We start from the raw sequence: 13,290 nt of genomic DNA, 5'->3' as shown, positions 1-13,290 counted from the left end.
CACCGGGCCCTACGGGAGCGACCGCCCCGGGCCCTCAGGCCCGAGGCGGTCGCACGCGGCGTCGGTGGGCGACGCGAAGAGCGCGCTCGCTCAGGCGGGGACGCCCGCGACGGTGACGTCGATGTTGCCGCGCGTCGCCTTGGAGTAGGGGCAGAACTCGTGAGCCTTCTCCGCGAGGGCCTGCGCCTTGTCGGCGTCGACGCCGGGGATGGTCGAGGTCAGCGCCACCGCGAGGCCGAATCCGGAGTCGGTCTTGCCGAAGGTGACGTCGGCCGTCGTCGTGGAGCCGCTGGTGTCGAGGCCCTCCTGCGAGGCGACGAGGTTGAGCGCCCCGTTGAAGCACGCCGCGTAGCCGGCGGCGAACAGCGTCTCGGGGTTGGCCTTGGGGTTGCTCGTGCTGCCGGGCTTGCCCAGCGGGAGATCGACGACGCCGTCCTCGCTGGTCACCTTGCCCTCGCGGCCGCCCTGGGCGCTCGCGGCGATCGTGTACAGGGTCTCGTTCACGGACTCGTGGGGCATGCGGTCCTCCTCGTATCGGTGGGATGTTCCTGCGTGGGTGCCAACACGGGCGCCGGGTCGAGGATTCCGAGCGCGCGGCGTTCTCCCCTGCGCGCCCGGTCGGGCCGCGGACTACCGTCGAGCCCGTGACCGACTCCCCGGCCGGCGGCACGACGCCCCCGACGCCCTCATCCACGACCGACGCCCTCTCGTCCGGCGGGAAGAAGCCCGGCGGCGAGAGCATCGTCACCGTGCTCGTCGCGCTCGCGGCCAACACCCTCATCGCTGTCGCCAAGACCGTCGCGGCCATGATCACCGGTTCGGCGTCGATGGTCGCGGAGGCCGCGCACTCCTGGGCGGACACCGGCAACGAGATCTTCCTGCTCATCGCCGAGCGGCGCAGCGAGAAACCGCGCGACGACCGGCACCCGTTCGGCTACGGCCGCGAGGCCTACGTCTGGGCGATGGTCGCCGCGTTCGGCCTCTTCACGGCCGGGTCGATCCTCTCGATCAGCCACGGCATCGGCCAGCTCGGCGCGGCCGAGGAGGAGACGAACTACACCGTCGCCTACGTCGTGCTCGCGATCGCCTTCGTCCTCGAGGGCACGTCGTTCATCCAGGCCGTCCGCCAGACCCGCAGCCAGGCCCGCCACTACGGACTGCGGCCCCTGCACTTCGTCCTGTCCACCTCGGAGACCACGCTGCGGGCCGTCTTCTTCGAGGACCTGGCCGCGTTGCTCGGCATCCTCCTGGCCGCCGGGGGCATCGCCGCCCACGAGGTGACGGGCGACGCGATCTACGACGCGATCGGCTCGATCCTCGTCGGGGTGTTGCTCGGCGTCGTCGCCATCCTCCTCATCGTCCGGAACGGCCAGTTCCTCGTCGGGCAAGCGGCCCGTCCGGCGCTGCGCCGACAGGCGCTCGACCTCCTCCTGCGCCACCCCGACGTCGACCGGGTCACGTTCCTCCACCTGGAGTGGGTGGGCCCCTCCAAACTGCTCGTGGTGGCCGCGGTCGACCTGTCCGCCGACGACCGGGAGTCCGTCCTCGCCGTCCGCCTGGAGGCGCTGGAGGACCGGGTCGACGATCACGACCTCGTCGAACGCTGCATCCTCACCCTGTCCGCCCCCGGCGAGGCGGACGTCGTCGCCTGACCGACCCCCGCCCGTCGACTCCTCGCCCTCGGGGGTGTCGATCGGGCCGTGGCGCTGTTGCCGAACGGGCCCTCGGGTGCAAGGTTGCCGGAAGCGACCGATGCGCACCCACGACGAAGGAGTCACCATGACCGCCCCGACCAGCGACGGCCTCACCGAGGAGACGATCTTCACGTGGGGTGCGCCGCCGTTGAAGTTCGGCGCGGGCGCCCTCGACGAGATCGGGGTCGACGTCGCCCAGTACGGGGTGAAGCGCGTTCTCGTGCTCACCGACGCCAAGCTGGCCGGGCTCGGGTTCGGGCAGCGGGTCGTCCACTCCCTCGCCGAGCAGGGCATCGACGGCCGGGTGTACGGCGACGTCCACGTCGAGCCGACCGACGCGAGCTTCCTCGCGGCCGTGGAGTTCGCGCGCGAGGGCGGACCGTGGGACGCGTACGTCGCCGTCGGCGGCGGCTCGGTCATCGACACGGCCAAGGCCGTCAACCTCATGATCACCGACGGCGGCGAGCTGACCGACTACCTCAACAAGCCCATCGGCGAGGGGAAGGCGCCGTCCGGGCAGCTCAAGCCCCTGTTCGCCGTGCCGACGACCGCGGGCACGGGCGCCGAGTCCACCGCGGTGTGCATCCTCGACGTGCTGTCGATGAAGGTGAAGACCGGCATCAGCCACTGGCGCCTGCGCCCGACGATGGCGATCGTCGACCCGGTCCTGACCATGTCGCTGCCGCCCGAGGTCACCGCCGCCTCGGGCATGGACATCGTCTGTCACGCCCTCGAGTCGTACACGGCCCGGTACTACTCCGACCACGCCCGCAAGCAGGCGCAGGACCGGGTCGCGTACTGCGGCTCCAACCCTGTCTCCGACATGTGGAGCGAGAAGGCGATGACGCTGCTCGCGCAGTCGTTCCGCACCGCCGTCTCGCACGGGGCGGACGTCGCCGCGCGCGGCGACATGATGCTCGCCGCCACCTTCGCGGGCATGGGCTTCGGCAACGCGGGTGTGCACATCCCGCACGCGAACGGGTACCCCATCGCCGGCAACGTCAAGGACTACCGCCCGCGCAACTACCCCCAGGACGAGGCGATGGTGCCGCACGGGGAGTCGGTGTCGCTGACGGCGCCCGAGGCGTTCAGGTTCACTTTCGACGCGGCGCCCGAGCGCCACCTGCGGGCGGCCGCGCTGCTCGACCCGGAGCTGGACACGCTCGACGACGCCCGCGAGCAGCTCCCGACCGCGCTCATCCGGCTCATGCGCGACATCGGCATCCCGAACGGCATCTCGGCGGTCGGGTACACGGAGGCCGACATCGCCGACCTCGTGCCCGGCACGATGAAGCAGCAGCGGCTGCTGACCACGTGCGCGAAGACCCCGACCGAGGACGACATCGCTGCGATCTTCGCCGGGTCGCTGACCAACTGGTGACGCGGTCGCCCGCAGCGTGAGGGATGGGGCCGGTTCCGCCGTTCGGGCGGGGGCGGCCCCTGCCCGTCAGTGCCCTCCGCTCGCGAGGATCGGCAGTTCGACGACGTCGGTGACGCCCGCGGCCCGCAGGATCACCCGCGCCGGGGCGGGCATCCGGGCCAGGCCCACCGCCGGGTCGAGCGTGCGCGGCGGGCCGAGGGTGAGGATGTGCTCGCCGACCCGCATCCGGCCGCCCCCGGCGGCGACGACGTTGCGGTACCAGTCCACCCGCGGGCCGTAGGTGAGCGCGCACGTGACCGTGGTGCGGTCCTCGTCGAGGAAGCCGCACAGCGGGACCCGCCGGACCGTCCCGGTCCGGCGGCCGACGTGCTCCAGCTCCACGAACGGGCCGTGCCCGACGAGGTGGCGCATGACGCGGTTGAGGTAGCGCTTGTTGAACCTCGTGACTCCCAACGGGATCGGCATGCCGCCAGCGTGACACGTCCCCGGCGGGAACGAAGTGACTCCGAATCCTAGACAGGTGACCTTTTGGTCACCTATTCTGGTGCCATGGACGACGACCTCGTGTTCAAGGCGTTGGCCGACCCGACGCGGCGGCTGCTCCTCGACGCGCTGTTCGTCCAGGGCGGGCGCAGCCTCGGCGATCTCGAGCAGGTCGTGGCGCAGCGCACCGAGATGACCCGCTTCGGGGTGGCCAAGCACCTCCGACTCCTCGAGCAGGCCGATCTCGTCGTCACGTGCAAGCAGGGCCGGGAGAAGCTGCACTACCTCAATCCGGTCCCGATCCGGTTGATCCACGACCGGTGGATCGACAAGTACACGCAGCACCACGTCACCGCACTCACCGATCTCAAACGCCAGCTGGAGGAATCACCATGAGCGGCACCGACGTCCGCACCATGACCGAGGGAAGCGACCGTACCGCCGACGAGCTGCAGGTCTTCCGGGTCTACATCGAGGCCCCGGCGCAGCAGGTCTGGGACGCGATCACGAGCCCCGAGTTCAGCGTCAAGTACGGCTACGGCGGCGAGGTCTCCTACGACCTGACCGCGGGCGGCGACTACGTCAGCCACACGACCGCCGAGATGAAGCAGATGGGCATGGGCGACGTCGCCGCCACCGGCAAGGTCATCGAGGCCGACCCGCCGCGCCGGCTCGTCCAGACCTGGATCGCCGCCTGGCACAACGAGGAGACGACCCTCACCTGGGAACTCACCGAGTACGACGGCCCGCTCACCGGCCTGACGCTCACCCACGACTGCTCGGGCGCCCAGAACACGGCCCGCGACATCGAGGGCTCCGGCGACGCGGCCCAGGGCGGCGGCGGCTGGCCGTGGATCCTCGCCGGCCTCAAGACCTACCTGGAGACCGGCCGGCAGATGGCGGGCTCCGGGTCCTGAGCCGCGTCGCGCGACGGTCCGCCGACGAGGTGTCGTCGGCGGCCCGTCCGCCGCGCCGGGAGCCGGCGGGGTTCCGTACCGTGGGGCGGGTGGCGCCCGCAGGCCCGGTCCGCGGGCGCCGACCCGTGCGGGGCGAGGGCGACCTCCGCGACCGGACCCGGTCGCGCCGGCAGCCGGAGGGACCCAGGATGAGCGACACCCCGACCGAACGACCGCTTCCCCGCAGGGGTGGCAGCGCCCGGTTCGTCGCGCTCGGCTCCGCCCTGCGCCTCCTCAAGGCGTTGCCCGGGCCGGTGCGGGAACGACTGTTGGACCACACCGTGGGCGGGGTCAGTGCCGCCCCGCCGCCCTTCGGCGACGTGCTGCGGATCGTGGGCGCCGCCGGCGGGATCCCCGACGGGAGGCGCTGGCAGGAGCGGCTGCTCGCGCAGCGCCCGGACCTGCGGGCGGTGCGGGTCCACGACGTCGTCGACGACGCCGATGGGCGCCTCCGCATCCGCGTCTACCGACCGCCGGCCGACGCCCCCACGGCCCGGGCCGGCTTCGTCTGGGTGCACGGCGGCGCGTTCGTCCTCGGCGGTCTCGACGCGCAGGAGGCGCACTGGCCGGCGATCGAGCTGGCCGCGGCGGGCATCCCCGTGGTCTCGGCCGACTACCGCATGTGCATCGACGGCGTGCACTACCCCCAGCCGCAGGACGACGTCCTCACCGCGTGGCGGTGGGCGCGCGCCCACGCCGACGAGCTGGGCGTGGACCCCGACCGCCTGCACCTCGGCGGCGGGAGCGCCGGAGCGTGCCTCGTCGCCGGCGCGACGCTGCGCCTGCGCGACGAGGGCCTGCCCCTGCCGGCCTCGCTCTACCTCGGCTACCCCGTGCTCCAGCCGCACCTGCCGCCCGCCCCGCCGCGGGTGGCGGCCGAGCTGGCGACGGTCGACCTCGTCTCCGACGAGTGGGTCCGCGAGATGATGGAGAACTGGGCGGGCTCGGCGTCCCTGGAGGACCCGTACGTCTCCCCGGGGCTCGCCGACCCGGCCGGCCTCCCGCCGACGTACGTGCTCACGTGCGGCCTGGACGGCCTGCGGCGGGCGAGCGAACCGTTCGTCGAGCGCCTCCGCGACGCCCGGGTGCCGGTCCCGCAGGACGTGCTGGCCGGGGCGAGGCACGCGCCCCTCAACGACCCGAGCAACCCCCACGGGCAGGAGGCCCTCCGGCGGCTGCGCACCTGGCTCACCGGCGGCCTGTCGGCCATGGCCGAGTAGAGCGCGCCGCAGCGGACCCGCCGGGGCTCGGGCCGGCCGCGCCCGGCGCACGGGGCTGTCCGTACACTTCCGCGGGTGCCCGCGGTCCCCTCACCTCACCCCGGCATGGGGGCCGTGCCGCACGACGGGGGCGTCACCTTCCGCGTGTGGGCGCCGCACGCCCGCAACGTCGCCGTCGTGGGCGACTTCTGCGGCTGGGACCGGGCCCGCAAGACCCCGCTGGCCCCCGACCACGCGACCTCGGGCACGTGGTCGGGGTTCGTGCCCGGCGCCGACGTCGGGTCGGAGTACCGCGTCCTCGTGCGGCGGGGCGGCCCCTACCTGTGGCGGATCGACCCGTTCGCCCGGCAGGTGACCCACTCCCGCGGCAACGCCGTCGTCCTCGACCCGGGCCGGTTCGACTGGGGCGGCGGGGACTTCGTCATGCCGGGCTGGGACGACCTCGTCGTCTACGAGATGCACGTGGGCACGTTCGCGGCGGACGGCCCCGGCGGCGGCACCTTCGACACGGCCGTCGGTCGGCTCGACCACCTCGCCTGGCTGGGGGTCAACGCCGTCGAGGTCATGCCGCCCTTCGAGTTCGCCGGCACGGCGAGCTGGGGGTACAACCCCTCCCACGTGTTCGCGATCGAGAGCTCCTACGGCGGCCCGTACGCCTTCGCACGGTTCGTGCGCGCGGCCCACGAGAGGGGCATCGCCGTGCTCCTCGACGTCGTGCACAACCACCTCGGGCCGACCGACCTCGACCTGTGGCGCTTCGACGGATGGCACCGCCGCGGCTACGGCGGGATCTACTTCTACAACGACGCCCGGGCGCAGACCCCGTGGGGCGCGACGCGGCCCGACTACGGCCGCAAGGCCGTTCGCAACTTCCTCCGCGACAGCGCGATCATGTGGCTCGAGGACTTCCGCGTCGACGGCCTGCGGTTCGACGGCACGAACTACGTGCGGTCCCGCTGGGGCGATGTGCGCGACCCGGGGCAGCGGATCGGGGCCGGCCACCGCCACCTCGCCGCGCTGACCGACGACATCCGCTCCCGCCAGCCGTGGAAGATCCTCGTCTCCGAGGACATGCAGCGCGACCCCGCCGTCACCGCCCCGAGCGCGCAGGGCGGGCTCGGCTTCCACTCGCAGTGGGACGCCGGCTTCGTCCACCCGGTGCGCGCCGCCCTCGAGGCCGCCCACGACGCCGACCGCGACGTGCACGCGGTGGCCGCCGCCGTCGTCGGCCACGACCTGCGTGCCGCCCACGAGCGCGTCGTGTTCACCGAGTCCCACGACGAGGTGGCCAACGGCAAGAGCCGAGTCCCTGAATCGATCACGCCCGGCGCCGCGGACTCGTGGCACGCGCGCAAACGCGCCGCCCTCGGCATCGCGCTGACGATGACGAGCGCGGGGATGCCGCTGCTGTTCCAGGGTCAGGACGTTCTCGAGGACGGCTGGTTCGACGATCGCCGCCCCCTCGACTGGTCCAAGGCCCACCGCCACGCCGGGTTCCTGCACCTCGTCCGGCACCTCGTCGCGCTGCGCCGGAACCTCGAGGGGGTGACCGGCGGGCTGAGCGGGGCCCACACCCGCCTCGTCCGGGTCGACGACGACCGCAAGATCCTCGCGTTCCACCGGTGGCGGCGCGGCGGCCCGCGGGACGACACCCTCGTCGTCGTCAACCTCACGACGAGGCCGGTCACCGGCTACGGCATCGGGCTGCCGCGGGCCGGCCGGTGGCGGCTGCGTTGCAACACCGACGCGGCCGTGTACGGCGACGGCTTCGGCGGGGTGCACGCCGGCGACCTGCGGTCCGCGCCCGGGTGGACGGACGGCCGTCCCCAGTGGGCGGCGGTGGACGTCGGCGCGTACGCCGCGCTCGTGTACTCCCAGGACGAGTGAGCCGGGACGTCACGCCGCCTCGAACCGGTTCGAGTCGAACGATGTGGGTCCACCGCGAAGAACCGCAGGTCAACGGCCCGGCTTGGGGGTGGGTGCTCGCCGAGGTGGGCCGGGCGCGCGGTACGGTGGCGAGCGCCCACGACATCGACGTCGCGTCGGCGTCGCCCCGAGGAGGAGTCCGAACATGACCGCGTCCCTGATCCCCGCGGAGCTGACCCCGGAGGCGCTGCGCGCCGTCGAGCTGCCGGCGCTCGCCACCGACTACCTGGGCCTGGACGCGTCGTTCTCGGCGGAGGAGCTCGCCACCCGCGACCGGGTGCGGACGTTCGTCGACGAGCAGATCCGCCCGAACATCGCCGACTGGTACGAGGACGCCCGCTTCCCGCTCGAGATCGTCCCGCTCATGGGTGAGGCGGGGCTGCTCGGCATGCACCTGTCCGGCTACGGCTGCCCCGGCCGCAGCGCCGTCGAGTACGGGCTCGCCAACCTCGAGGTCGAGGCGGGCGACTCGGGCCTGCGCACGTTCGTCAGCGTCCAGGGGTCGCTCGCGATGAGCGCCATCCACAAGCACGGCTCGGAGGAGCAGAAGCAGCGCTGGCTGCCCGACCTCGCCGCCGGGCGCGCCATCGGCTGTTTCGGACTGACCGAGCCCACCGCGGGATCCGACCCGAGCGCGATGCGCACCTTCGCCCGGCGCGACGGAGACGACTGGGTGCTGGAGGGGAGCAAGCGGTGGATCGGCCTGGCGTCGGTCGCGCAGGTCGCCGTCGTTTGGGCGGCCACGGACGACGGCATCCGCGGGTTCGTCGTCCCGACGAACACCCCCGGGTTCAGCGCGACCCCCATCGCGCCGAAGCTCTCGATGCGCGCGTCCATCCAGTGCGACGTCCGCCTCGACGGCGTGCGGCTGCCCGCCGACGCGATGCTGCCGCAGGCCCGGGGCCTGTCGGGGCCCTTCTCGTGCCTCAACGAGGCCCGGTACGGGATCATCTGGGGCGTCATGGGCGCCGCCCGCGACTCGTACGAGACGGCCCTGCGCTACAGCCTCGTCCGGCAGCAGTTCGAGCGGCCGCTCGCCGGGTACCAGCTCACCCAGCGCAAGCTCGCCGACATGGCGCTCGAGATCGGCAAGGGGCTCCTCGTCGCGCTCCAGCTCGGGCGGCGCAAGGACGAGGGGACGCTCGTGCCGGCCCAGATCTCGTTCGGCAAGCTCAACAACGTGCGCGAGGCGATCGAGATCTGCCGCGCCGCCCGGGAGATGCTCGGCGGCAACGGCGTCGTGCTCGACTACCCCCCGATGCGGCACGCGAACAACCTCGAGAGCGTCCGCACCTACGAGGGCACCGACGACGTCCACCAGCTCGTCATCGGGCAGGCCATCACCGGTCTGCCGGCGTTCCGCTGAGGTGTGAGCGCCGCGAGGGCACGGTGTGAGCCGGGTGTGAGGCGGCGTTCCTAGCCTCATGGTCATGACGACGAACACGGAACTCGCCCACGCCCGCCGCGAGATCGAGGCGGCCCAGACCCGCTACGAACAGGCCCGCGCCGACGTCGACGCCCTCGACACGCTCATCGCCCACCTGTCGAGCACGATCGAACGGTTCCACGAACTCGACGCGTTCAGCCGCGGCGCGGGGCCCCGGTACACCGCGACGGTGCACGCCGGCGACCCCGACGCGGTGACGCCTCCGGTCGTCAACGAGGACGCCGTGTGGGAGCTGGGCACCGACCTCGACGAGCGACTGCAGCGGCTCCTGCGCGTCGTCACCGCCGAGCTCACCTCCGGCCTGGACTCCCCGGGCTGCTGAGGCCCGCCGTCGGGCGGGGCGGCCGGCGTCCGGGTCAGAGCTCCTGGGACGCCCCTGGAACGGGACCGCGACAGCCCCCTACGGTGGAGGCGTCCCGGTGTCGGACCGAGGGAGTGGTCGTGTCGCGAGCGAGCTGGTGGATGCCGGAGCGTCGGCGGGTGTCGGCGGCGGCCGGGGTGGCCGCCGCGACGGCCCTGACGTGGGCGTGGGGGGTCCCGCCCGAGGCCGGCTTTCTCGGCCACGTGATGGTCCTGCTCGCGGCCTACCTCGCGGCGTACGTGGCCCTCACGTTCCTCGTCTCCGCGCGGGTGCCCGACCACGAGTGCCGGACGTGGGCGGCCTCGACCCGGCCGGGGACCCGGATCGGGCGCTGGCTGCTCGGCACCCAGCCGGGCGCGGGTCTGGCGACGGTGTGTCGGGGTTCGCGCTCGTGGCCGTGCTCGCCGGCCTGTCCGCGACGTTCTGGACGGATCTGCGCCTGCCCACGGGCTTCGCGGTGGTCGTCGTCGCGATGCTCCTCGTGTCGTCGTGGCTCGCGGTCACCCTCACGTACGCGGTCGAGTACCTGTGCCGCGACCAGCGCGAGCCCGGCGTGCAGCTCTCCTTCCCGGGCGACAAGGACGCGGCCTGGGCGGACTACCTGTACTTCTCGTTCGCGGTCTCGACGACGTTCGGCACCACCGACGTCGACGTGCGGAAGACGACGATGCGAAGGACGGTGACGGGGCACGCCGTCATCTCGTTCCTGTTCAACACCGTCATCCTCGCCGTCGCCATCGGGGCGATGGCCTGAACGCCACCCGCCGCCCGGCGCGGGGATCGACGGCCGTTAGGCTCGCATCCCACCGTCCACAGCAGGGAGCTCCGATGTCCGTCGACCGAATCGAGACCACCCACGCGGGGTCGCTGCCGCGCACCCCCGAGATCCTCGCCGCCAACGAGGCGCGCGCCCAGGGCCGCGACCAGGGCGAGCTCGACCGCCTGCTCGAGGAGGCGGTCGTCGACGTCGTCGCCAAGCAGAAGGCGGCCGGCATCACCATCCCCAACGACGGCGAGTACGGGCACACGATGACCGGGCCGGTCGACTACGGCGCCTGGTGGAACTACTCCTTCGGACGCCTCGGGGGACTGCGCGAGAGCGATTACGACCGCTGGGCCGACACCGAGAAGAAGCGGTCGAGCCCGGGGAACATCGTGCTCACGTCGTTCAGCGACCGCCGCGACCGCGAGCGGTTCCGGGAGGCGTACGAGGAGCCCACCTCGGGCGTCCTCGCCCACCGCGCGGCCACCACGCAGCCGGTCGTCGCCGGCCCGCTGACCTACACCGGCCAGGCCGACGTCGGCCGCGACACCGCGCACCTGCGGAACGCGCTGGAGCGCAACGGGGTCGAGCAAGGGTTCGTCGCGGCGCTGTCGCCGGGCTCGTGCGCCCGGATCACGAACGAGTACTACCAGACCGAGGAGGAGCTGCTCTTCGCCTGCGCCGACGCGATGCGCGAGGAGTACCAGGCGATCCTCGACGCCGGCCTCATCGTGCAGCTCGACGACCCCTCGCTCGCCGAGAGCTGGGACCAGATCAACCCCGAGCCGGCGCTCGAGGACTACCGGAAGTACATCGAGCTGCGGATCGAGGCGACGAACCACGCCCTGCGCGACCTCCCGCGCGAGCGCATCCGCATGCACGTGTGCTGGGGGAGCTGGCACGGCCCGCACACGACCGACATCCCCTTCGCCGACATCGTCGACGTCGTGCTCAAGGCCAACGTCGGCACCGTCGTCTTCGAGGCCGGCAACGTGCGCCACGAGCACGAGTGGCGCCTGTGGGAGACGACGAAGCTGCCCGACGGCATGCGCATCGCGCCCGGGGTCGTGTCGCACGCGACGAACGTCGTCGAGCACCCCGACCTCGTCGCGGACCGCATCGAGCGGTTCGCGAACCTCGTCGGCAAGGAGAACGTCATCGCCACGACCGACTGCGGCCTCGGCGGTCGAGTCCACCCGCAGATCGCGTGGGCGAAGCTCGAGGCCCTCGGCGAGGGAGCCCGCCGCGCCACCGACCGCCTCTGGGGCTGAGCACTTCTCGGTTGCTCCGGCGCCCGAGCGTTGCTTGGCTGGGGGGATGACGCCACCGGTCGTCCCCGCACTCCACGACGGCACCGTCACCCTGCGCGCGCACGCCGAGGGCGACATCCCTCGGATGATCGAGTTCGCGAACGACTCGCGGGCCCGGCTCGGCATCCGCCTGCCCACCCCTACGGGCAGGCCGAGGCCCGCGCGCGGCTCGACGCCGTGCGGGAGGGGTGGACGAGCGGGCAGCGCCGGGAGTGGGCCGTCGAGGTTGACGGGCGGTTCGCGGGATCGGTGGGCATCCGGGCCGATCCCGGCGGGCGCGACGAGCTCGGCTTCGGGCTCCACCCGGACGTGCGGGGCCGCGGAATCGCGACGCGCGCGGCCCGGCTCGCCCTGACGCACGTGTTCGACACGGACGATGCGCGTCTCGACGTCGTGCTCTGGCGGTCTCGGGCCGACGACCTTGCCTCGTGGCGGGTCGCCTGGGCCTTGGGATTCCAGCTCGACGGCACCCGCCGCATGATGCACGTCGACACCGAGGGCCGTCTCGCCGACGAGCGGGTCGCGACGCTGCGCGGCGAGCCGATGACCCCGCGGCACCCGTGGTGGGAGCCGAAGCTCCTGCTGGGCGAGCGGATCCGACTCCGCCCGTGGCGCGTGGACGACGCCCCGGCCGAGGGGCCCGACGAGGTGGCGCAGCAGTTCCACGGCGCCGCCCCGCCCGGTCCCGAGACCTTCGCGCGGTGGCGCGCCGACCGGGAGCAAGGCATGTCCGCCGGCGCCTTCGTCGAATGGTGCATCGCCGACGTCGAGAGCGACGAGCCCCTCGGCAGCGTGCAGGTGAGCAGGCTCGACGAGGCGTTCACCCGCGGCACCGGTTGGCTCGGCTCCTGGCTGCACCGCGAAGCCCGCGGGCGCGGAGTCATCGCCGACGCGCTCGACCTCCTCGTCCCCCACGCCTTCGCCCCGCGCGACGGCGACGCAGGCCTCGCCGGTGGACTCGGCCTGCACCGGCTCTACGCCGGCACCGACGAGCAGAACCGTGCGTCCCAGCGCGCGCTGCGCCGGGCCGGGTTCCGCGAGGTCTCCCGTGAGCGCGCCGCCATCGCCCACGACGATCGCCCGGCCACCGGGGCGATCTCGTTCGAGCTGCTCGCCACCGACGACCGGGTCTCCCAGGCCGTCGAGCCGGCCGACATCCCCGTCCTCGAGACCGAGCGCCTCCGGTTGCGGCCGTGGCGACCCGACGACGCGCCGCCGCTCGACTACGAGCTCGACCGGGACTCCCTGCGCTTCATGCCCGCCGGCGTGCAGCCGACGGCCCGCACCTTCGCCGACTGGCTCGCCCGGCGAGGTGCCTTGATCGACGCCGGCGACTACCTGTGGTGCCTCGCCGATCGGGCCACCGACGCCCCGCTCGGCATGATCCAGGTCTTCCAGATCGGCAAGGACGCGCCTGGTTCCGCTGAGGTCGGCTATTGGCTGTATGTCCCGCACCGCGGGCACGGCTACGTCGGCGAGGCGCTGACCGCGGTGATCGAGTTCGCCTTCACTCCCGTCGCCGACGGCGGGCTCGGGCTGCACCGGCTGCACGCCGGCACCGACGCCGAGAACGTCGGCTCCCACCGGATCTTGCTGGCCGCGGGGTTCAGCGAATGGGGCCACGACCACCAGGCCTACGCCCGCGCCGACGGGTCGCTCTCCGACGGCCGCTACTTCGAGTTGCTCGCCGCCGACGACACGGGCCGCGCAGAAGTGGGGGCACCGACGCTGACCTGACGACAACATTTG

At 73.1% G+C, this 13,290-nt stretch carries 13 protein-coding genes; 11 read left to right on the top strand and 2 right to left on the bottom strand.

The features are described from left to right. Positions 1–90: 90 nt before the first annotated feature. A complete protein-coding gene (locus ICW24_RS01610) occupies positions 91–519 on the bottom strand; it encodes an organic hydroperoxide resistance protein (RefSeq protein ID WP_226343966.1) in 429 nt (142 codons plus the stop codon). Positions 520–644: 125 nt separating this feature from the next. On the opposite strand from ICW24_RS01610, the gene ICW24_RS01605 reads away from it, so the two are divergent. Both ICW24_RS01605 and ICW24_RS01600 read left to right on the top strand, forming a co-directional pair. Then, a complete protein-coding gene (locus ICW24_RS01605) occupies positions 645–1,652 on the top strand; it encodes a cation diffusion facilitator family transporter (protein WP_226343965.1) in 1,008 nt (335 codons plus the stop codon). Between the two features lie 127 nt (positions 1,653–1,779). Beyond that, the gene (locus tag ICW24_RS01600) at positions 1,780–3,075 is read left to right on the top strand and encodes a hydroxyacid-oxoacid transhydrogenase (protein ID WP_226343964.1); all 1,296 of its coding nucleotides are present in this window, start codon (positions 1,780–1,782) and stop codon (positions 3,073–3,075) included. Between the two features lie 66 nt (positions 3,076–3,141). Here ICW24_RS01600 and ICW24_RS01595 read toward each other — a convergent pair whose 3' ends face one another. Beyond that, on the bottom strand, positions 3,142–3,540 hold the full coding sequence (locus ICW24_RS01595) for a nitroreductase family deazaflavin-dependent oxidoreductase (protein ID WP_226343963.1): 399 nt from the start codon (positions 3,538–3,540) through the stop codon (positions 3,142–3,144). An 84-nt stretch (positions 3,541–3,624) separates the two neighbouring features. Between ICW24_RS01595 and ICW24_RS01590 the strand changes: the two genes are divergently transcribed. The 9 genes from ICW24_RS01590 to ICW24_RS01550 all read left to right on the top strand — a co-directional run bounded on the left by ICW24_RS01590 (position 3,625) and on the right by ICW24_RS01550 (position 13,278). Further along, positions 3,625–3,954 carry an ArsR/SmtB family transcription factor gene (locus ICW24_RS01590; protein WP_226343962.1) on the top strand — a complete coding sequence of 110 codons (330 nt, stop codon included), beginning with the start codon at positions 3,625–3,627 and terminating at the stop codon, positions 3,952–3,954. Further along, the gene (locus tag ICW24_RS01585; protein ID WP_226343961.1) at positions 3,951–4,475 is read left to right on the top strand and encodes an SRPBCC domain-containing protein; all 525 of its coding nucleotides are present in this window, start codon (positions 3,951–3,953) and stop codon (positions 4,473–4,475) included. The genes ICW24_RS01590 and ICW24_RS01585 overlap by 4 nt, the downstream gene beginning before the upstream one ends. 188 nt (positions 4,476–4,663) lie before the next feature. Next, a complete protein-coding gene (locus ICW24_RS01580) occupies positions 4,664–5,734 on the top strand; it encodes an alpha/beta hydrolase (RefSeq protein ID WP_226343960.1) in 1,071 nt (356 codons plus the stop codon). 75 nt (positions 5,735–5,809) lie between these two features. Next, complete coding sequence (locus tag ICW24_RS01575) at positions 5,810–7,621, top strand: alpha-amylase family glycosyl hydrolase (RefSeq protein WP_226343959.1); 1,812 nt, start codon at positions 5,810–5,812, stop codon at positions 7,619–7,621. A 184-nt stretch (positions 7,622–7,805) separates the two neighbouring features. Next, the gene (locus ICW24_RS01570; protein WP_226343958.1) at positions 7,806–9,026 is read left to right on the top strand and encodes an acyl-CoA dehydrogenase family protein; all 1,221 of its coding nucleotides are present in this window, start codon (positions 7,806–7,808) and stop codon (positions 9,024–9,026) included. 64 nt (positions 9,027–9,090) lie between these two features. After that, positions 9,091–9,429, top strand: a complete 339-nt coding sequence (locus tag ICW24_RS01565) for a hypothetical protein (protein ID WP_226343957.1) — start codon at positions 9,091–9,093, stop codon at positions 9,427–9,429. A gap of 97 nt (positions 9,430–9,526) precedes the next feature. Next, positions 9,527–10,222 (top strand): DUF1345 domain-containing protein, encoded by a 696-nt coding sequence (locus ICW24_RS19840; RefSeq protein WP_372360460.1) that lies wholly within the window; start codon positions 9,527–9,529, stop codon positions 10,220–10,222. A 74-nt stretch (positions 10,223–10,296) separates the two neighbouring features. Continuing rightward, the gene (locus ICW24_RS01555) at positions 10,297–11,502 is read left to right on the top strand and encodes a cobalamin-independent methionine synthase II family protein (RefSeq protein WP_226343955.1); all 1,206 of its coding nucleotides are present in this window, start codon (positions 10,297–10,299) and stop codon (positions 11,500–11,502) included. A 30-nt stretch (positions 11,503–11,532) separates the two neighbouring features. Further along, positions 11,533–13,278 (top strand): GNAT family N-acetyltransferase, encoded by a 1,746-nt coding sequence (locus ICW24_RS01550; RefSeq protein WP_226343954.1) that lies wholly within the window; start codon positions 11,533–11,535, stop codon positions 13,276–13,278. Positions 13,279–13,290 lie beyond the last annotated feature (12 nt).

It is taken from the genome of Agilicoccus flavus (assembly GCF_014857905.1).
Taxonomy (GTDB): Bacteria; Actinomycetota; Actinomycetes; order Actinomycetales; family Dermatophilaceae; genus Agilicoccus; species Agilicoccus flavus.
Note: the sequence above shows the minus strand (reverse complement) of the source record. Positions and strands in the feature narration are given on the sequence as shown.

Coding starts and splice junctions, on each gene's coding strand:
- ICW24_RS01610 (WP_226343966.1), bottom strand. CDS start 519: ATGCCCCACGAGTCCGTGAACGAGACCCTGTACACGATCGCCGCGAGC.
- ICW24_RS01600 (WP_226343964.1), top strand. CDS start 1,780: ATGACCGCCCCGACCAGCGACGGCCTCACCGAGGAGACGATCTTCACG.
- ICW24_RS01595 (WP_226343963.1), bottom strand. CDS start 3,540: ATGCCGATCCCGTTGGGAGTCACGAGGTTCAACAAGCGCTACCTCAAC.
- ICW24_RS01590 (WP_226343962.1), top strand. CDS start 3,625: ATGGACGACGACCTCGTGTTCAAGGCGTTGGCCGACCCGACGCGGCGG.
- ICW24_RS01585 (WP_226343961.1), top strand. CDS start 3,951: ATGAGCGGCACCGACGTCCGCACCATGACCGAGGGAAGCGACCGTACC.
- ICW24_RS01580 (WP_226343960.1), top strand. CDS start 4,664: ATGAGCGACACCCCGACCGAACGACCGCTTCCCCGCAGGGGTGGCAGC.
- ICW24_RS01570 (WP_226343958.1), top strand. CDS start 7,806: ATGACCGCGTCCCTGATCCCCGCGGAGCTGACCCCGGAGGCGCTGCGC.
- ICW24_RS01565 (WP_226343957.1), top strand. CDS start 9,091: ATGACGACGAACACGGAACTCGCCCACGCCCGCCGCGAGATCGAGGCG.
- ICW24_RS01555 (WP_226343955.1), top strand. CDS start 10,297: ATGTCCGTCGACCGAATCGAGACCACCCACGCGGGGTCGCTGCCGCGC.